This window comes from Actinocrinis puniceicyclus (assembly GCF_018283645.1).
Classification (GTDB): Bacteria; Actinomycetota; Actinomycetes; order Streptomycetales; family Catenulisporaceae; genus Actinocrinis; species Actinocrinis puniceicyclus.
Genome location: NZ_JAGSXH010000063.1, coordinates 1 through 17,215 on the forward strand (window position 1 = coordinate 1; position 17,215 = coordinate 17,215).

Consider the following 17,215-nt stretch of genomic DNA (forward strand, 5'->3'; position numbering starts at 1 on the left):
GACTTGTGCGTGGTCGACACATGGCCGGCGCCGGAGCCGCCCGCGCCGTTCGCGTTGGTGGTGGTGTAGCTGCCGCCCGAGGTGTAGCCGCGCTTGCCGCATACGGGCCAGGCGCCGATGCCCTGCCCGGCGAGCACCTTCTCGGCGATCGCGATCTGCTGGGTGCGCGAAGCCTGGTTGGCGTAGTGCGCGTAAGAGCCGCCGCCGTAGGCGAGCCAGGTCGACTCGGTGAACTGCAGACCGCCGTAGAAGCCGTTGCCGGTGTTGATCGCCCAGTTGCCGCCGGACTCGCACTGCGCGACGGCGTCCCAGTTGACCGAGGACGCGTGTGCCGCGCCCGCGGCGACCAGCGGAATCGTGATACCGGCGCCCGCGGCCGCCGCGGTGGCGACCAGACGGCGGGCATAAGAGGTCTTGCGATGGCGCCCAGCGGCCTGAGCCTGCTCGGACACGTTGGAGGCACGACGAATGGCCATGGAAAAGCGTTTCCTCTCCCACGCCTGCGAAGTGAGCTGTCGGATTCGGGCCGAAGAGTTGGTGGCCCTACCGCGAAGCGCGCGGATTCACCCCGAGCCGGACTGCATATTCGAACGCTCCCCGCGGGAGTCGCCCTGTGTCCGGCGGAAAAAGTGGTTCCTCCGCTCCTGCCCGTCAGGTCTGGGTGCGGCGTGGACGGTGGGCAGGATTCGGCGTGCCGGCCACGGTGCCCGCGTTGGCGGACGAGTTCGACCGTAGGCAGGCCGCGCTTCGAAACTCAACTTCAGGCCTCTGTGGGGCATCTCACATGAACTATCGGTCATTGATTCACGACTTTCCGTTGAGCGGTAAGGGTTTCATTCGCACTGTCCGCACTGGTTCCAGTGCTCTGAGTCATATCCATGGCGCATCGTGACGGCCGAGTCACCGCTTTCCCGACGCGGCTTCGCGCCGGGTGCCGACCGTCCGCCAGCCGTTCGGGTGATGCGTTGACCGTGCCGGATCGCCCCTCGCGGCCTAAGGTGTGAGAAAAAGATCCGGCATATAACCGCAAACCGCGCGATCTTCCCGGCGCGGCGCGAAGTTTGGAGCGTGGTCATGTCCCCCGTCGCCGCTCCCCGGTCCACCACCGCAGCGCCGATCGCCCCCTTCTTCGGCCCCGACTACGGCGCGTTGGTGCGCACGGACCCGCAGATCGCCGGCGTGCTGCTGGACGAGCTGGAGCGGCAGCGCGGCACGCTGCAGCTGGTCGCCAGCGAGAACCCCACGTCGCCCGCGGTGCTGGCCGCGCTCGGTTCGGTGCTTTCCAACAAGTACGCGGAGGGCTACCCGGGGCGCCGCTACTACGGCGGCTGCGCCCAGGTGGACGAGGCCGAGCGTCTTGCCATCGAGCGGGCCCGCGCCCTGTTCGGCGCCGAGCACGCGAACGTCCAGCCGCACACCGGAGCCGCCGCCAACCTCGCCGTGTACGCGGCCCTGCTCACCCCGGGCGACCGCGTACTGGCCATGGCGCTGCAACACGGCGGCCACCTGACTCACGGCGCCCAGGGCAACTTCTCCGGAACCTGGTTCGACACGGTCGGCTACCCGGTCGGCGAACAGACCGAGCTGATCGACTACGACAAGGTGCGCGAGGCTGCCAGGACGCACCGGCCGAAGCTGATCATCTGCGGCGCCACCTCCTACTCGCGGCTGATCGACTACGCCGCGTTCCGCTCGATCGCGGACGAGGTCGGCGCGTACCTGCTCGTCGACGCCGCACACTTCGCCGGTCTCGTGGCCGGGCGCGCCATCCCCTCGCCCGTTCCCTATGCCGACGTGGTCACCTTCACCACGCACAAGACGCTGCGCGGGCCGCGCGGCGGGGCGATCCTGTGCCGGGCCGAACTGGCCTCGGCGATCGACCGGGCGGTCTTCCCGTTCGCACAGGGCGGTCCGTTGATGCACGCCGTCGCCGCGAAGGCGGTGGCGTTCGCGGAAGCCGCGCAGCCGGAGTTCCGCGCTTACGCGGCGCAGATCGTGGCGAACGCGCGTGCGCTGGCCGCGGCTCTCGCGCGAGAGGGCATGAGGCCGGTGTCGGGCGGCACGGACACGCATCTGGCGGTCCTGGATCTGCGCGGCGCGGCCGGCGGCGGGGTGCGCACGGCTGCCGGCGCCAAGGTCACCGGCCGCGAAGCGGAGCTGCGCTGCGAACGGGCCGGCATCATGATCAACCGCAGCTGTGTGCCGTACGACTCGGCCAAGCCGATGGTCACCTCGGGCCTGCGGGTAGGCACCGCTACGGTCACCACGCAAGGCATGCGGGAACCGGAGATGCAACGCATCGCGGCCCTGATCGGCCGGGCGGTGCGGGACGCGGACGGCGCCGGCGCCCCGGCGGTTCAGAAGGATGTCGCCGAGCTGGTGCGCGAGTTCCCGCTGTACGGCTAACAGCAGGCGGCCCGGCCGGGCAACCGGGACGCGCCGCGCGGCGTCTGACTCGACGAGACGGCGTACGCTGATCGCCGACGAGGCGAGAGCGAGCCGAGTCGACGAGTCGATAACCCCGGGAGGATCCCGACCCGGCCGGAAGGCGGCGAGCGAAGCTAGATGCGCGAGTATCTGGTCGTCATGGCGGTCGCCTGGGTGGTCACCTATCTGACCACCGGGCTCGTCCGCGTGGCCGCCATTCGCTTCGGCGCGGCCCCCGAGGTACGCGAGCGGGACGTGCACTCCGTACCCACCCCGCGGCTCGGCGGCGTCGCCATGTACCTGGGCTTCATGGCAGCCCTCGCCTTCGCCGCGCGGATGCCGATGCTGCACGAGCGGGTCTACACCCAATCCCTGGCGATCCCGGGCCTGCTGTGGGGCTCCGGACTGCTGATCGCGCTCGGTGTCGTCGACGACCGCTGGGGCGTGGACGCGCTGGTCAAGCTCGCCGGACAGATCTTCGCCGCCTCCGTGATGGTGCTCAGCGGCGTGCAGATCAACTGGCTGCCGATTCCCGGCTACGGCACCGTCGGGCTCGACCCGACCACCGCGGCCGTGCTGTCCATCCTGGTCGTCGTCGTCATGATCAACGCGGTCAACTTCGTCGACGGGCTCGACGGGCTGGCCGCCGGCATGTGCGCCATCGCGGCGCTCGCGTTCTTCGCCTACGCCTACCGGCTCCAGGTCGGCTACTTCATCACGGCGGCCGCGCCCGCGGTGATGATCGCCGCGATCGTGGCGGGCATGTGCTTCGGCTTCCTGTGCCACAACTGGTCGCCGGCGCGGATCTTCATGGGCGACTCGGGTTCGATGCTGCTGGGCCTGCTGCTTGCCGCGACCACCATCCTGGCCATCGGGCAGGTGGACCCGGACCAGGTCGTGCAGGCGGCGCACTCGCAGACCGCGGCCACGCACAAGAGCCTCGCGGTCTACATCCCGCTGGTGCTGCCTTTCTCCTGCCTGGCGCTGCCGATGATCGACATGGTCATGGCGGTGGTCCGGCGCACGGCAGCCGGGCGCTCGCCCTTCTCGGCGGACAAGCAGCACCTGCACCACCGATTGCTGGAGATCGGCCACTCCAGGCAGCGCGCGGTCGTGATCATGTACCTTTGGGCGGCGCTGATCTCCGCGGCGGTGATCCTGGTGACGGTCACGCCGCAACACCGTCCGCCGATCCTCGTCGCGATGGGCGCGCTCGTGCTCGGCCTTCTGGTCCTTCTGCTGCCGCAGGCGCGCAGGAGAATGGACGCGCGCGCGGACCGGCGCGACGCCCGGCACGCCGCGCGCACCGGCCGGCGGGTCGCTCCCGCCGCGGCGGTGCTCCAGCACGGATCCGGGCCGAGGCCCGGGAAGCTGCCGGATCTGGTGCACAGCGCCGCGGATACCCGCAGGCCGCCGGGGTGAGGCGGCGGTGTGACCGGCCCGTGCGGTCCGGGAGCAAATTCTCCGGTCCGCGCCGCGTGTCACGCGTGATCGAGGCCACCCCCACCGGGTAAAGACGCGCTCTTGTACTTGTGATAGGTTTCACGAGCAAGGAACCGTCCAGGATTCGACCGGAGCCGATGGCTCCTGCCCGTACTTCCCGTGACCCCGAGCCCAGACCGCACGAGCCACCCGGAGCCACACCATGCAGGCCGACGACGTCCGCGCGCTACGGCAGTCCGCCGTGCCGACGGCGGTCGTGGCCGTCGCGTGCGCCGCCGTCGCCGGGGCGGTCGTCGGCGGCAAGGGAGCGCTCGGCGCGGCGCTCGCGCTGCTGATGGTCACGCTGTTCTTCATGATCTCGACGGTCGTGGTCGGCCGCGCGGCGCGGCTGGGCCCGCAGAGCATGATGGTCACCGCGCTGGCGACCTACCTTGTCAAGATCATCGTTCTCGCGGTGGTCACCGCCCAGTTCCGGGACACCACGCTGTTCAACGGCCGTGCCTTCGGGTTCACCGCCATCGCGTGCGTCCTGTGCTGGAGCGGCTTCCAGGTGCGTGCGTGGATGAAGGCGAAGACCTTCTACGTCGAGCCCGGGAAGCTGTGATCCCCGATGACCGCCATGCCTCGACGAGCCGCCGCCCGGATCAGCCACCGCGCGCGTCCCGGCCACTCGTTGCGGCGCCGCCGCGGGGCCGAGCTGTGCCGGGAGCACGCGGGAGCGCGCACCGGGGCGGGCGATGAGCCCGACGACCCGCACACCCGCTGAGCCGCCCGCCGCCGACGAGCCGGCGCTGGCAGAGGCCAGGAAGACCGACGCCACGATGTGGGGCATCCTCGGGCACATGGTCTCCGCCATCGTCGTGTACGGCGGATTCGGCTACCTTCTGGGGCGGTGGACCGGACACCCGATCCTGCTGTTGTTCGGCGTGCTCTTCGGCGTGGCGCTCTCGACCTGGTACACGATCCACTCGGTGAGCCGGATGGCGGACGAGAAGCCCCGGCGCAAGTAGTGTCGTGCCCCCGAACCCCAAGCGGACCGCCGACCGGACCGGTCTCGCGCCAGACCCGCACAGACCCTCCAAACCCAAGTCCCAGTCCCCGGCGACTGCGATGCGCCAAGCCGAAGGAGTGAACCGGTGAGTACCACGGCAACCGCGAGCACGCTGCTCGCCTCCGGCTGCCACCTGGGCTCCGGGTGCGGTTTCCCCGCGCCGTCGCTCGACGACTTCTATTTCAGCCCGATCTTCTCCATCGGCGGGTTCCACTTCACCAAGCCGATGCTGATCGCCCTGCTGTCCGCGGCGATCGTGTGCGTGTTCTTCTACTACGCGTTCCGCCGGCCGAAGCTGGTGCCGCGCGGCGCGCAGAACATCGGAGAGCTCGGATACCTCTTCATCAGGGACCAGCTGGCCCGCCCGATGATCGGCAAGGCCGGGGACCGCTACGTGCCGTTCCTGTTCTCGCTGTTCTTCTTCATCTGGGCGATGAACCTGATGGAGATCATCCCGATCGCGCAGTTCCCCGCGACCTCGAAGATCGCCTTCCCGGCCTCGTGCGTGATCATGACGTACCTCACCTACTGGTATCAGGCGATCAAACAGCAGGGCTTCTTCGGCTTCCTGCGCAAGGTGATCCCCACCGGCGTGCCGGTCTGGGTCATGGTCATCCTGATCCCGGTCGAGTGGCTGCGGGTCCTGGTGATCCAGCCGTTCACCCTGATGGTCCGGCTGTTCGCGAACATGTTCGCCGGTCACATGCTGCTGGCCACCTTCATGATCGCGACCTGGTACCTGACCAGCGCGTCGATCGGCGCGCTGTTCGCGGCCGGATCGGCCGTGATGGTGGTCGTGCTGACCGCCTTCGAGATGCTGATCCAGGCCCTGCAGGCTTACATCTTCACGATCCTGACCGCGCAGTACATCGGCGAGTCCTACAACGCCGGGCACTGAGCTGCACCACGCGTCCGAACAGGACGTCCCCACAAGCCCACCGGTGGAGAGCCGCCGGTTCGACCCGAAGGAAACGCAACCAATGTCCGCGCTTCACATCCTCGCCTCGAGCACTGCTTTCACCGGCAACTCCGGCGCGATCGCGTACGGTCTCGCGGCCATCGGCCCGGGCGTCGGCATCGGCCTGATCTTCGGCCACGGCGTCGAGGCGATGGCCCGCCAGCCCGAGGCGGCCGGCATGATCCGCACGAACATGTTCATCGGCTTCGCGCTGACCGAGGCGCTGGCGCTGCTCGGCATCGTCATGCCGTTCGTCTTCAAGTAAACCGCTCCTCACGGACGACTGCCTTAAGGAGGCAATACCGTGGGACCCCAGGTCACGATTCTGGCCGCCCCCAATCCGGTCATCCCGGACGGCCCTGAGCTGATCCTCGGCATCTTGGCGTTCGCCATCGTGTTCTTCTTCCTGTACCTCAAGGCGCTGCCCGGTATCAGGAAGCTGCTCGAGGAGCGTACCGAGGCGATCGAGGGCGGTCTGCTCAAGGCCGAGGCCGCGCAGGCCGAGGCCGAGCGGATCAAGGCCGACTTCACCGCGCGCCTGGCCGAGTCCCGGCATGAGGCGGCCGAGGTGCGCACCAAGGCCCAGGCCGAGGGCGCCGCGCTGGTGGACAAGGCCCGCGAGGAGGCCAACCGGCAGCGCGAGTCCATCGTCGCCGCCGGGCACGCTCAGCTGGCCGCCGACCGCAACTCCGCGGTCTCCGTGCTCAAGGCCGACCTCGGCAAGCTCGCCGTCGAGCTGGCGGACAAGGTCGTCGGAGAGCGGGCGACCGACGCCGCCCTGCAGGAACGGATCATCGACCGCTTCCTCGACGAGCTGGACGCCCGGCTCGGTGTCCAGGGCGCGGCCGCGGCCGAGCAGGTGAGCTGATGCGCGGCGCGAGTCGGGAATCGCTGCAGCAGGCGCAGGAGGCGCTGGCCGCGCTCACCGTGGTGCCGGCCACCGACGTCACGAAGCTGTCGGACGACCTGGCCGCCATCGGCGCGGCCCTCGACGGCGACGTGGCGCTGCGCCGGCTGCTGACCGACCCGTCGCGGGACCCGGAGCAGCGCTCGCAGCTGGTGACCACCCTGCTGTCCGGCAAGGCCGGCGACCCGGCCGTGGAACTGGTCGCGGGCGCCGTACGGTTCCGCTGGTCGGCTCCGCGCGACCTGGCCGACGCGATCGACGTGCTGGCCACCGAGGCGGAACTGTCGCTGGCCGAACGGGCCGGCAGCCTCGACGCGGTTGAGGACGACCTGTTCCGCTTCGGCCGGATCCTGGTCGGCGAGCCCGAACTGGCCTCCGCGCTCTCCGAGCGCATCCCGGCCTCCCAGCGCACCGCGCTGGTGGACTCGCTGCTGGCGGGTAAGGCGAACCCGTCGGCGCTGCGACTGATCCACCGGCTGGTGGCCGCTCCGCGCGGCCGCTCCGTGGTCTCCGGGGTCGAGGAGCTCAGCCGGATCGCGGCCGAGCGCAGGTCCCGGGTCACCGCCCTGGTCTCGGCCGCGGTGCCGCTGACCGAGGCGCAGCGCGAGCGGCTGACGGGCATCCTGGCGCGGGCCTACGGCCGGGAGATCCGCCTCAACGTCGAGCTGGACCAGGACCTGATCGGCGGCCTGACCATCCGGATCGGCGACGACATCATCGACGGCTCGGTCGCCGGGCGCCTCGCCGAGGCCGCGCGGCGCGTATCGCAGTAACGCAGGCAGCGGCGACCCGGCGACCCGCCGGCAAGACGTGGCCCTCCGACCGAGGGCGCGCAGTACCGAAATCGCGGGCGAAGGCCCCGAGGAACCTAAGGGAGTAAGGGAAGACTCATGACGGAGCTCACGATCCGTCCCGAGGAGATTCGGGACGCGCTGGAGCGCTTCGTCTCGTCGTACGAGCCTTCGGCCGCGAACGTCGACGAGATCGGTACGGTCACCGAGATCGGCGATGGTATCGCCAAGGTCGAGGGCCTGCCCTCGGCCATGACGAACGAGCTGCTGAAGTTCGAGGACGGGACCCTCGGCATCGCGCTGAACCTCGACGTGCGGGAGATCGGCGTCGTCGTGATGGGCGACTACGCCGAGATCGAGGAGGGGCAGACGGTCCGGCGCACCGGCGAGATCCTGTCCACCCCGGTCGGCGACGGCTTCCTCGGCCGGGTTGTCAACCCGCTCGGCGACCCGATCGACGGCCTCGGCCCGATCGAGGCGGAGTCCCGGCGCGTCCTGGAACTCCAGGCGCCCTCGGTCATGCAGCGCCAGTCGGTCAACGAGCCGCTGCAGACCGGCATCAAGGCCATCGACTCGATGACCCCGATCGGCCGCGGCCAGCGCCAGCTGATCATCGGCGACCGGCAGACCGGCAAGACCGCGGTCTGCATCGACACGATCCTGAACCAGAAGGCGAACTGGGACAGCGGCGACCCGAAGAAGCAGGTGCGCTGCATCTACGTCGCCATCGGCCAGAAGGGCTCCACGATCGCCGCGGTGCGCCAGGCGCTGGAGGACAACGGCGCGCTGGAGTACACCACGATCGTCGCCGCCCCGGCGTCCGACCCGGCCGGCTTCAAGTACCTCGCGCCGTACACCGGTTCCGCGATCGGCCAGCACTGGATGTACGCCGGCAAGCACGTCCTGATCGTGTTCGACGACCTGTCCAAGCAGGCCGAGGCGTACCGCGCGATGTCCCTGCTGCTGCGCCGCCCGCCGGGCCGCGAGGCCTACCCCGGTGACGTGTTCTACTTGCACTCCCGGCTGCTGGAGCGCTGCGCGAAGCTGTCCGACGACATGGGCGCCGGCTCGCTGACCGGACTGCCGATCGTGGAGACCAAGGGCAACGACATCTCCGCGTTCATCCCGACCAACGTCATCTCCATCACCGACGGCCAGTGCTTCCTGGAGACCGACCTGTTCAACTCGGGCGTGCGTCCCGCGGTGAACGTCGGCACCTCGGTCTCCCGGGTCGGCGGCGCGGCGCAGGTCAAGTCGATGCGGCAGGTCTCCGGCTCGCTGCGCGTGGACCTGGCGCAGTTCCGCGACCTGGAGGCGTTCGCGGCCTTCGCCTCCGACCTGGACGACGCATCCAAGGCGCAGCTCGCCCGCGGCCAGCGCATGGTCGAGCTGCTCAAGCAGCCGCAGTACACCCCGTACCCGGTCGAGGACCAGGTGGTCTCGATCTGGTCGGGCACCTCCGGTGAGCTGGACGAGATCCCGGTCGAGGACGTCCGCCGCTTCGAGCGGCAGTTCCTCGACCACCTCAAGTCCGCGCACCCGGAGATCTTGCAGAGCATCGCGGCCACGAACGACAAGCTCTCCGACGACACGATCAACGTGCTGCGCTCCGCGGTCGACGGGTTCAAGAACACCTTCGAGAAGTCCGACGGCACGCTGTTGCGCGGCGGCGACGTGGCCGCCCCGCTCGACCCCTCGCAGGTGGGCCAGGAGACGATCACCCGGCACACGAAGGGCTAGGACGCCTACCGTGACCAGCATGCAGTTCGACGAATCCGGAAGGGAGGGCTGAGGCAGTGGGAGCCCAACTTCGCGACTACCGGCGCCGCATCGCGTCCGTCTCCTCGACGAAGAAGATCACCCGCGCTCAGGAGCTGATCGCCACCGCGCGCATCGTCAAGGCGCAGCAGCGCGTAGCGCAGTCGACCCCGTACGCGCGCGAGATCACCCGCGCCGTCTCCGCGGTCGCCTCGCACTCCAACGCCAAGCACCCGCTGATCGGCGAGCGTCCGCGGCTGCTGCGCGCGGCGATCCTGCTGATCACCGCCGACCGTGGTTTCGCCGGCGCGTACAACACCGGCGCGATCAAGCAGGCCGAGCAGTTGGCCGCCTTGCTCGCCGGCGAGGGCAAGCAGGTCGACCGGTACGTGGTCGGCCGCAAGGGCGCCGCGTACTACCGGTTCCGCGGCGTGCCGATGGCCGGGGAGTGGAGCGGATTCTCCGACAACCCGCAGTACGGCGACGCGGCGGCGATCGGAGACGCGCTGCTCGAGTCCTTCGAGAAGGGCGGCGAGAACGGCGGCGTGGACGAGATCCACGTGGTCTCCACCCTTTTCGTCTCGATGCTCTCGCAGAGCCCGGTGGTGGCGCGTTTCCTGCCGCTGGAGATCGAGGAGACCACCGAGGCCCCGGTCGGCGGGGTCTTCCCGCTCTACGAGTTCGAGCCCTCACCGGCCGAGGTCCTCGACGCGCTGCTGCCGCACTACATCAAGGCGCGGCTGTTCAATGCGCTGCTTCAGTCGGCGGCTTCGGAACACGCGGCGCGGCGACGGGCGATGAAGTCGGCGACGGACAACGCCACCGAGCTCATCAAGCAGTACACCCGGCTGGCCAACGGGGCCCGCCAGGCGGAGATCACCCAGGAGATCAGCGAGATCGTCGGCGGCGCGAACGCACTGGCCGACGCCTCAGCGGAGAGTCAGTAGCCATGAGACAGCGCCGATCAGTACCGAGGGCCGCTGAAACCTTGACGGAGAAGAGATGACGACGACCACGCAGAACACGACCGGCGTCGGCCGCGTTTCGCGGATCATCGGCCCCGTCGTCGACGTGGAGTTCCCCGTCGACGCGATGCCGCAGATCTTCAACGCGCTGACGATCGACTACGACTTCCAGGGCGAGACGCGCACGCTGACCCTCGAGGTCGCCCAGCACGTGGGCGACAACATGGTCCGCGCCATCGCGATGAAGCCGACCGACGGCCTGGTGCGCGGCGCGGAGGTCAAGGACACCGGCGAGGCGATCTCGGTGCCGGTGGGCGACATCACCAAGGGCCACGTGTTCAACGTCACCGGCGATGTGCTCAACCTCAAGGAGGGCGAGCGATTCGAGGTCAAGGAGCGGTGGGGCATCCACCGCAAGGCCCCGAGCTTCGACCAGCTCGACTCGAAGACCGAGATGTTCACCACCGGCATCAAGGTCATCGACCTGCTCACCCCGTACGTCAACGGCGGCAAGATCGGCCTGTTCGGCGGCGCGGGCGTGGGCAAGACCGTGCTGATCCAGGAGCTGATCTACCGGGTCGCGGAGAACTTCGGCGGCGTGTCCGTGTTCGCCGGCGTCGGCGAGCGCACCCGCGAGGGCAACGACCTGATCGCGGAGATGACCGAGACCGGCGTCATCGAGAAGACGGCGCTGGTCTACGGCCAGATGGACGAGCCGCCGGGCACCCGCCTGCGGGTCGCGCTCTCGGCGCTGACCATGGCGGAGTACTTCCGCGACGTGCAGAAGCAGGACGTGCTGCTGTTCATCGACAACATCTTCCGGTTCACCCAGGCCGGCTCCGAGGTCTCCACGCTGCTCGGCCGTATGCCGTCCGCGGTGGGTTACCAGCCGACCCTGGCGGACGAGATGGGTGAACTACAGGAGCGGATCACCAGCACCCGTGGTCACTCGATCACCTCGGTGCAGGCGATCTACGTGCCGGCGGACGACATCACCGACCCGGCGCCGCACACCACCTTCGCCCACCTGGACGCCACGACGGTGCTCAGCCGCCCGATCACCCAGAAGGGCATCTACCCGGCCGTGGACCCGCTGGACTCCACCAGCCGGATCCTCGACCCGCGGTACATCTCGCGGGAGCACTACGAGACCGCCTCGCGGGTCAAGGCGATCCTGCAGAAGTACAAGGACCTCCAGGACATCATCGCGATCCTGGGTGTGGACGAACTGTCCGAGGAGGACAAGATCACCGTGCAGCGCGCGCGGCGGATCGAGCGCTTCCTCTCCCAGAACACCTTCGTGGCGCGCATCTTCACCGGCATCGAGGGCTCGTTCGTGCCGCTGGACGAGACCATCGCGGCCTTCACCGCGATCGCCGACGGCAAGTACGACCACGTGCCGGAGCAGGCGTTCTTCATGTGCGGTGGTCTTGAGGACCTGGAGCGCAAGTACAAGGAACTGACCAAGTAGTCGGTCCTCCCGTCCGGTGGTAGTCGGCCGGCCGGGTGCCGGGGAGGCGTCTTCCCCGACGCCCGGCCGCGACTGCCGCAACAACGAGAGCATCAAGCGAGCAGAGGAGCCGCACCGTGGCTGAACTCGAAGTGGCGCTGGTCGCGGCCGACCGCGAGGTCTGGTCCGGCACGGCGTCCATGGTGATCGCCAAGACGGCCGACGGCGACGTCGGCGTCATGCCCGGCCACCAGCCGATCATGTCGGTGCTCAAGCCCTCGGTGGCCGTGATCAAGACTGTGGTGGACGGCGCGCCGGGCGACGTCCTGCGGGTCGCGCTGCACGGCGGCTTCATCGCCGTGGACGAGAACCGGGTTTCGCTGCTGAGCGAGGCGGCGGAACTGGCGAGTGAGATCGACGTCCCGCGCGCCGAGGAGGCGCTGGCCCGGGCTCGCGCCGGCGAGTTCGACCGCGACTCCGAGGCCGCGGCTGAGCGCGCTGAGCTGCGTCTTCGCGCCACCGGAAGGGCTACTGCGCAGTAGGTGCACGAAACTTCGCTAACGCACGGGATACTACGTACACGAGTGACGTCGGATGGTAGTGAGAGTGCGTAGTACCGGTACTTGGCGACGCGTAGTGTGAGCGCGTAGTCACGTGGAGGACACCGGTGCGAGTGAGCGAGGACAACGGAGAATCGTGCACACAACGGTGAGCGGCCGCGGCGAACGGTGGCGGTGTCGATGATGATCGTCACCGCTCTGCTGGAGTGGCTCGCGGCCGTGGCACTTATGTTGTTGTGTGCCATAGGCACGTTGTTCGCCCGGCGGGTGGTGATCCGCCGCCGCGGCGGCACTTTCGATTGCAGCCTGCGTCTGACCCCGGGGTCGGCGCGGGCTGCGGTGCATTTCGGCGCCCGTGTGCACGACCGCGGTTCTGTGCCCTCGGACGGCGGTGAAGGCGGTGGCGACGCGCACGGGCACCCATCGGCGTCCGAACGTGGCTCACGTACCCCGCTCAGTGCATCGGCCGTGCGTGCAGGCCGAGGCTGGTCGTACGGGATAGCGCAGTATGAGAACGACCGGATCGACTGGTACCGCATCTTCTCCTACGCGTATCGACCCGCCGCGGTGCTCACGCGCCGCGACCTGGAAGTGGTCGGCCGCCGCGACGCGGAGGGCGAGGACGAACTGGCGCTCTTCCCCGGCTGGACGATAGTGGAGTGCACGTTCGGTACGGGCCTGGTGGAGCTGGCGATGGCACCGGACGCGCTGACCGGGTTCCTGTCCTGGCTTGAGGCGGCCCCGCCCGGACAGAACGTCAGCCGGGTGTCCTGAGCGGGCGTGCGGGGGCCGGTTTCGGGGACGGGTCGGTCCGGGGGCGCCGGGACCACCCTGCGACGCGAAACCGGCCGCTCCATCGGTCTGGCCGGGCTCACACCGAGAACCCGACCGGGCCGATGAGAACCCGCCTGAAGCGCAAGAGTTCGCGCGACACGGTGGCCTAGCCGATCGGGTTCCAGCCGTCGCTGCCGGCGAGGTACTTCTGCGGGGTGTAGTTGACCGCTTGAGCGTCCGTCATCTGCGGGCGGTTTCCGTTGACGGTGGCACCGGCACCGGTGTTCTTGTATTCGAAGAATCGCGCGTTCGTCCATGAGTTGCCGCTCATGTTGATCCAGGGTTGCGCCGTGGCGATGGTGGCGCTGAGGCTGGACTCGCGGTACAGCACCTGGGCGGCGGGTCCCCAGGGACGGCCCAGTTGGGTGATGTTGTTCGCGACGCCGGTGACCGTGGACTTGTAGATCAGGAAGCCGTAAGTCTGCGTCGCGGGTGTCCTGGCGGCGGTGACCGGTCCGCCGGCGGTGCGCTTCTCGTAGATGGAGCAGGCGTTGAACACGGCGGTGCCGTCGCCGAAGATGAAGTCGACGGTGCCCTCGATGTAGTTGTTCACGAAGTAGCCGCGGGTTCCGGCGTTGACCAGGAGGGTGTCCTGGTTGCCGAGAAAGCGCACGCCGTTGAACACCGCCTTGTCGGCGCTGATGTTCGCGGCGACGGCCTGGCTGCCCACGCCGTAGTCGTTGGAGATGGTCAGGTTCTTCGCCGTGAAGTCGTGCGCGTCGACGAACACGGTGGCGCTGCCGAAGGTTCCGTAACCGCTGGCGTTGCTGTGATTGTCGACGATCACGGTGCTGCTCGCGGATGTGCCGAGGCCCTGCAGGGTGATGTAGGGCTTGTTGGACGGCACCGTGACGATCTCCCGGTACGTCCCGGGTTTGATGGTGATGGTGACCGGGGTGTTGTTGCCGGCCGGCACGGCGTTGATGGCGGCCTGCACCGTGGTGTACCTGCCGGTGCCGTCGGCGGCGACGGTTGGGATGCCGGTCTGGCTATTGGTCGGTGTGGGGGACGCTGGTGTCGGTGTCGGTGTCGGTGTCGGTGTCGGTGTCGGTGTCGGTGTCGGTGTGGGCGTGGTGCTGCCGCTCGGGGACACGGTGCCGGTGCAGGTCACGCCGTTGAGCGCGAAGCTCGCCGGGATGGGGTTGCTGCCGGTCCAGGAGCCGTTGAAGCCGAAGTCGACGCTGCCGTTGGTGGGGATGGAGGCGTTGTACGAGACGTTCGCGGCGGCGACGTCCGCCCCGGTCTGCGTGACCGTCGCGTTCCAAGCCTGAGTCACCGTCTGGCCCGAGCCGAACGACCAAGTCAGGGTCCAGCCGCTGACCGCGTCGCCGAGATTGGTGACCTTGACGTCGCCACCGAAGCCGCCGGCCCATTGGCTGGTGATCGTGTAGGCGACCTGGCAGCCCGCGGTGGCCGCCTGGGAGGCGAGTGCGGCGCCGGTGATCAGCCCGGCGGGCAGCAGGAGCAGGGCCGCCGCGGCGGCCGCCGGCCGCCACCGGTGTCCTGGCGGACGGCCGCAGGTCGATCGGGCCATGTCGGTTCCTTTCCCGGTGCTGGACGGAAAGTTCCACCCTTTGGCGCGGTGGCCGGCGGGCGCTTCTTGTTCGCGCCGTCCGGCCGCAGGCACCGGCCCGACCATGACTAAGCCCTCTGACCAGCCGCTGAGCGTGGTGTGCGCGGCGGCGGCGGGCTCGCGTACGGTCGGGCGCGCGCTGTCACCCGGACGGAGTGACAGGCACGGAAATAGCACGCGGACACGGCACGCGCACCTGCGCGGGCATGACGGACGCTGAGAAAGACAAGGGCCGTATGGGATTCCCCGCCGCGTCGTGCCCGGGCATGATTGTGTGGTGATCATCAGGGTGGCCTTGCCCGGCGACTGGGCGCAGATCTGGCCGTTCTTCCACGCGATCGTGGCGGCGGGGGAGACCTTCGCCTACCCGCAGGAGCTGACCGCGGACGAGGGCCGCGAGCTGTGGATGCTCTCCCCGCCCCGGCACACGGTCGTCGCCGTCGACGAGGCCGGCGCGGTCGTGGGCACGGCGAACATGTACGCGAACCGGCCAGGCAACGGATCCCACGTCGCCAGCGCGAGCTACATGGTCGATCCGGCCCGCTCGGGGCAGGGGATCGGGCGCGCGTTGGTCGAGTACTCGCTGCGGTGGGCGCGTGCGGGCGGGTTCCGGGGAATGCAGTACAACGCCGTGGTGGCGACGAACGTGCACGCCGTGCGGCTATACGAGTCGCTCGGCTTCCTGATCGTCGGCACGGTGCCAGAGGCGTTCAGGCACCCGACCGAGGGGTATGTCGGGCTGCACATCATGTACTGCCCGTTCTGATTTCGAGCGCGCGCTCAGCCGGCCTCGCCCTGCTCGCGCGTCGCGCCGGGCTGCCAGAGCACGTCGCCGACCGTGCCCTGATTCGCGACGCGGGCCAGGATGAACAGCAGGTCCGAGAGGCGATTGAGATACTTCGCCGTCAGGGTGTTCATCGTCTCGCCGTGCGCTTCGAGAGCCGCCCAGGCGGAGCGCTCGGCCCGGCGGGTCACCGTCCGGGCGACGTGCAGAAGCGCGGCGCCCGCGGTGCCGCCGGGCAGAATGAACGAGCGCAGCGCCGGCAGGTCCTCGTTGAACCGGTCGCAGTCGCGCTCCAGCCGGTCGATCTCAGGCTGCTCGACGCGCAGCGGCACGAACTTCGGATCCTGCACGACCGGATTGCACAGGTCCGCGCCGACGTCGAACAGTTCGTTCTGCACCCGCGTGAGCACCGCGGCGATCGGTTCCGGCAGGCCGCCGAGGGCGATGGCGACACCGATCGCCGAGTTCGCCTCGTCCACATCCGCGTAGGCGATCAAACGCGGGTCGTTCTTCGTGGTCTCACTCATGTCGCCGAGGCGGGTCGTGCCGTCGTCGCCGGTGCGGGTGTAGATCCGGGTCAGGTTCACCATAATCGGCAGCGTACCCGGCGCGCCGCGCGGCGTGGCCGACCGGAGGCGCCCGCGATTCGGGGCGGCACATCGAGCGAACGAGCGAGCCGGGTAGGCTGCCTGTGCGTCGGTTACCACCGAGTAACGGCGCCGGCGGCGCGTATGTCACCAACGTCCGTGTCCCGGCGCCGGACGAGCATTTTTCGACGGACACACAGTCTACGAAGCGAAGAGGGAGCGTGGCAGAGTGGCCAAGCAGCTCGCCGTGATCGGAGCGGGCCTCATGGGGTCCGGGATCGCCCAGGTGTCGGCGGTGGCCGGGTATGACGTCGTGCTGCGCGACGTGACCCCGGAAGCGCTCGCGCGCGGCGTCGCCGGGATCGAGGCCTCGCTGGGCAGGTTCGCCGCGAAGGGCAGGATCTCCCGGGACGACGCGGACGCCGCGCTCGGCCGGATCACCACCACCACGGACCTCGGCGCGGCCGGCGACGCGGACATCGTGGTCGAGGCGGTGTTCGAGGAGATCGAGGTCAAGCACGCGGTGTTCCGCGAACTGGACAAGATCTGCAAGGACGGCGCGATCCTCGGCACGAACACCTCCGCGCTGCCGATCACCCAGGTCGCGGCGGTGACCGAACGGCCCGAGTCGGTCGTCGGCACGCACTTCTTCTCCCCGGTGCCGATGATGGCGCTGTGCGAGCTGGTCCGCGGTTATAAGACCTCTGACGGCACGCTCGCGACCGCGCGCGCCTTCGCCGAGTCGGTCGGCAAGACCTGCGTTGTGGTCAATCGGGACGTGGCCGGCTTCGTCACCACGCGACTGATCACAGCGCTGATCGTGGAGGCCGCGCGCCTGGTCGAAACCGGAGTCGCCAGCGCCGAGGACGTCGACCTGGCGTGCAAGCTCGGCTTCGGCCACGCCATGGGCCCGCTGGCCACCGCCGACCTGACCGGGGTGGACATCATCCGCAACGCGGCGCGCAACATCTTCAACGAGACGCACGAGGCGAAGTTCGCCGCCCCGGAACTGCTGAACCGGATGGTCACGGCCGGCGCGCTGGGCCGCAAGAGCGGCAGGGGCTTCTACGACTACGAGGGCTGACGCCCTGCGGGGTGGTGCGCCGGTGACCGCGTCTCGCGCTCAC

18 protein-coding genes and 1 riboswitch are annotated in these 17,215 nt (G+C 69.3%); of the genes, 15 read left to right on the plus strand and 3 right to left on the minus strand.

Annotated features, from left to right (window positions below):
• The coding region (locus KGA66_RS17615) for a transglycosylase family protein (protein WP_211469240.1) at positions 1-476 on the minus strand (476 nt) is incomplete at its 3' end.
• 6 nt (positions 477-482) lie between these two features.
• A riboswitch (cyclic di-AMP (ydaO/yuaA leader) is annotated at positions 483-679 on the minus strand.
• Between the two features lie 395 nt (positions 680-1,074).
• On the opposite strand from KGA66_RS17615, the gene glyA reads away from it, so the two are divergent.
• The 13 genes from glyA (at position 1,075) to KGA66_RS31695 (ending at position 13,084) form a co-directional block, all read left to right on the plus strand.
• On the plus strand, positions 1,075-2,406 hold the full coding sequence (gene glyA, locus KGA66_RS17620) for a serine hydroxymethyltransferase (protein WP_211469241.1): 1,332 nt from the start codon (positions 1,075-1,077) through the stop codon (positions 2,404-2,406).
• A gap of 159 nt (positions 2,407-2,565) precedes the next feature.
• On the plus strand, positions 2,566-3,849 hold the full coding sequence (locus KGA66_RS17625; protein WP_211469242.1) for an MraY family glycosyltransferase: 1,284 nt from the start codon (positions 2,566-2,568) through the stop codon (positions 3,847-3,849).
• 223 nt (positions 3,850-4,072) lie between these two features.
• Positions 4,073-4,474, plus strand: coding sequence for a Cg1360 family ATP-synthase-associated protein (locus KGA66_RS17630; RefSeq protein WP_211469243.1), 402 nt, complete (start codon positions 4,073-4,075; stop codon positions 4,472-4,474).
• Positions 4,475-4,607: 133 nt separating this feature from the next.
• Positions 4,608-4,880, plus strand: a complete 273-nt coding sequence (locus KGA66_RS17635) for an AtpZ/AtpI family protein (protein ID WP_211469244.1) — start codon at positions 4,608-4,610, stop codon at positions 4,878-4,880.
• Positions 4,881-5,006: 126 nt separating this feature from the next.
• Positions 5,007-5,819, plus strand: coding sequence for a F0F1 ATP synthase subunit A (gene atpB / locus KGA66_RS17640; protein WP_211469245.1), 813 nt, complete (start codon positions 5,007-5,009; stop codon positions 5,817-5,819).
• An 82-nt stretch (positions 5,820-5,901) separates the two neighbouring features.
• Positions 5,902-6,144, plus strand: coding sequence for an ATP synthase F0 subunit C (gene atpE, locus KGA66_RS17645; protein ID WP_211469246.1), 243 nt, complete (start codon positions 5,902-5,904; stop codon positions 6,142-6,144).
• Positions 6,145-6,183: 39 nt separating this feature from the next.
• On the plus strand, positions 6,184-6,747 hold the full coding sequence (locus KGA66_RS17650; protein ID WP_211469247.1) for a F0F1 ATP synthase subunit B: 564 nt from the start codon (positions 6,184-6,186) through the stop codon (positions 6,745-6,747).
• On the plus strand, positions 6,747-7,559 hold the full coding sequence (locus KGA66_RS17655; protein WP_211469248.1) for a F0F1 ATP synthase subunit delta: 813 nt from the start codon (positions 6,747-6,749) through the stop codon (positions 7,557-7,559). The genes KGA66_RS17650 and KGA66_RS17655 overlap by 1 nt, the downstream gene beginning before the upstream one ends.
• Before the next feature lie 117 nt (positions 7,560-7,676).
• Complete coding sequence (atpA, locus tag KGA66_RS17660) at positions 7,677-9,317, plus strand: F0F1 ATP synthase subunit alpha (RefSeq protein WP_211469249.1); 1,641 nt, start codon at positions 7,677-7,679, stop codon at positions 9,315-9,317.
• A 56-nt stretch (positions 9,318-9,373) separates the two neighbouring features.
• Complete coding sequence (locus KGA66_RS17665; RefSeq protein WP_211469250.1) at positions 9,374-10,282, plus strand: F0F1 ATP synthase subunit gamma; 909 nt, start codon at positions 9,374-9,376, stop codon at positions 10,280-10,282.
• Positions 10,283-10,337: 55 nt separating this feature from the next.
• Positions 10,338-11,771, plus strand: a complete 1,434-nt coding sequence (gene atpD, locus KGA66_RS17670; RefSeq protein ID WP_211469251.1) for a F0F1 ATP synthase subunit beta — start codon at positions 10,338-10,340, stop codon at positions 11,769-11,771.
• Between the two features lie 116 nt (positions 11,772-11,887).
• Positions 11,888-12,292 carry a F0F1 ATP synthase subunit epsilon gene (locus tag KGA66_RS17675; protein WP_211469252.1) on the plus strand — a complete coding sequence of 135 codons (405 nt, stop codon included), beginning with the start codon at positions 11,888-11,890 and terminating at the stop codon, positions 12,290-12,292.
• 486 nt (positions 12,293-12,778) lie between these two features.
• Positions 12,779-13,084, plus strand: a complete 306-nt coding sequence (locus KGA66_RS31695; RefSeq protein ID WP_312886962.1) for a DUF2550 domain-containing protein — start codon at positions 12,779-12,781, stop codon at positions 13,082-13,084.
• Between the two features lie 166 nt (positions 13,085-13,250).
• Here KGA66_RS31695 and KGA66_RS17685 read toward each other — a convergent pair whose 3' ends face one another.
• Positions 13,251-14,678 carry a pectinesterase family protein gene (locus KGA66_RS17685; RefSeq protein ID WP_211469254.1) on the minus strand — a complete coding sequence of 476 codons (1,428 nt, stop codon included), beginning with the start codon at positions 14,676-14,678 and terminating at the stop codon, positions 13,251-13,253.
• A 316-nt stretch (positions 14,679-14,994) separates the two neighbouring features.
• Here KGA66_RS17685 and KGA66_RS17690 point away from each other — a divergent pair, with 316 nt between their 5' ends.
• On the plus strand, positions 14,995-15,483 hold the full coding sequence (locus tag KGA66_RS17690) for a GNAT family N-acetyltransferase (RefSeq protein WP_312886963.1): 489 nt from the start codon (positions 14,995-14,997) through the stop codon (positions 15,481-15,483).
• A 14-nt stretch (positions 15,484-15,497) separates the two neighbouring features.
• On the opposite strand, the gene KGA66_RS17695 is transcribed toward KGA66_RS17690, so the two are convergent.
• The gene (locus KGA66_RS17695; protein WP_211469256.1) at positions 15,498-16,091 is read right to left on the minus strand and encodes a cob(I)yrinic acid a,c-diamide adenosyltransferase; all 594 of its coding nucleotides are present in this window, start codon (positions 16,089-16,091) and stop codon (positions 15,498-15,500) included.
• A gap of 226 nt (positions 16,092-16,317) precedes the next feature.
• Between KGA66_RS17695 and KGA66_RS17700 the strand changes: the two genes are divergently transcribed.
• Positions 16,318-17,172 (plus strand): 3-hydroxyacyl-CoA dehydrogenase family protein, encoded by an 855-nt coding sequence (locus KGA66_RS17700; RefSeq protein WP_211469257.1) that lies wholly within the window; start codon positions 16,318-16,320, stop codon positions 17,170-17,172.
• The last annotated feature ends 43 nt before the right edge of the window (positions 17,173-17,215 follow it).

Coding starts and splice junctions, on each gene's coding strand:
- glyA (WP_211469241.1), top strand. CDS start 1,075: ATGTCCCCCGTCGCCGCTCCCCGGTCCACCACCGCAGCGCCGATCGCC.
- KGA66_RS17625 (WP_211469242.1), top strand. CDS start 2,566: ATGCGCGAGTATCTGGTCGTCATGGCGGTCGCCTGGGTGGTCACCTAT.
- KGA66_RS17630 (WP_211469243.1), top strand. CDS start 4,073: ATGCAGGCCGACGACGTCCGCGCGCTACGGCAGTCCGCCGTGCCGACG.
- KGA66_RS17635 (WP_211469244.1), top strand. CDS start 4,608: ATGAGCCCGACGACCCGCACACCCGCTGAGCCGCCCGCCGCCGACGAG.
- atpE (WP_211469246.1), top strand. CDS start 5,902: ATGTCCGCGCTTCACATCCTCGCCTCGAGCACTGCTTTCACCGGCAAC.
- KGA66_RS17655 (WP_211469248.1), top strand. CDS start 6,747: ATGCGCGGCGCGAGTCGGGAATCGCTGCAGCAGGCGCAGGAGGCGCTG.
- atpA (WP_211469249.1), top strand. CDS start 7,677: ATGACGGAGCTCACGATCCGTCCCGAGGAGATTCGGGACGCGCTGGAG.
- atpD (WP_211469251.1), top strand. CDS start 10,338: ATGACGACGACCACGCAGAACACGACCGGCGTCGGCCGCGTTTCGCGG.
- KGA66_RS17685 (WP_211469254.1), bottom strand. CDS start 14,678: ATGGCCCGATCGACCTGCGGCCGTCCGCCAGGACACCGGTGGCGGCCG.
- KGA66_RS17695 (WP_211469256.1), bottom strand. CDS start 16,091: ATGGTGAACCTGACCCGGATCTACACCCGCACCGGCGACGACGGCACG.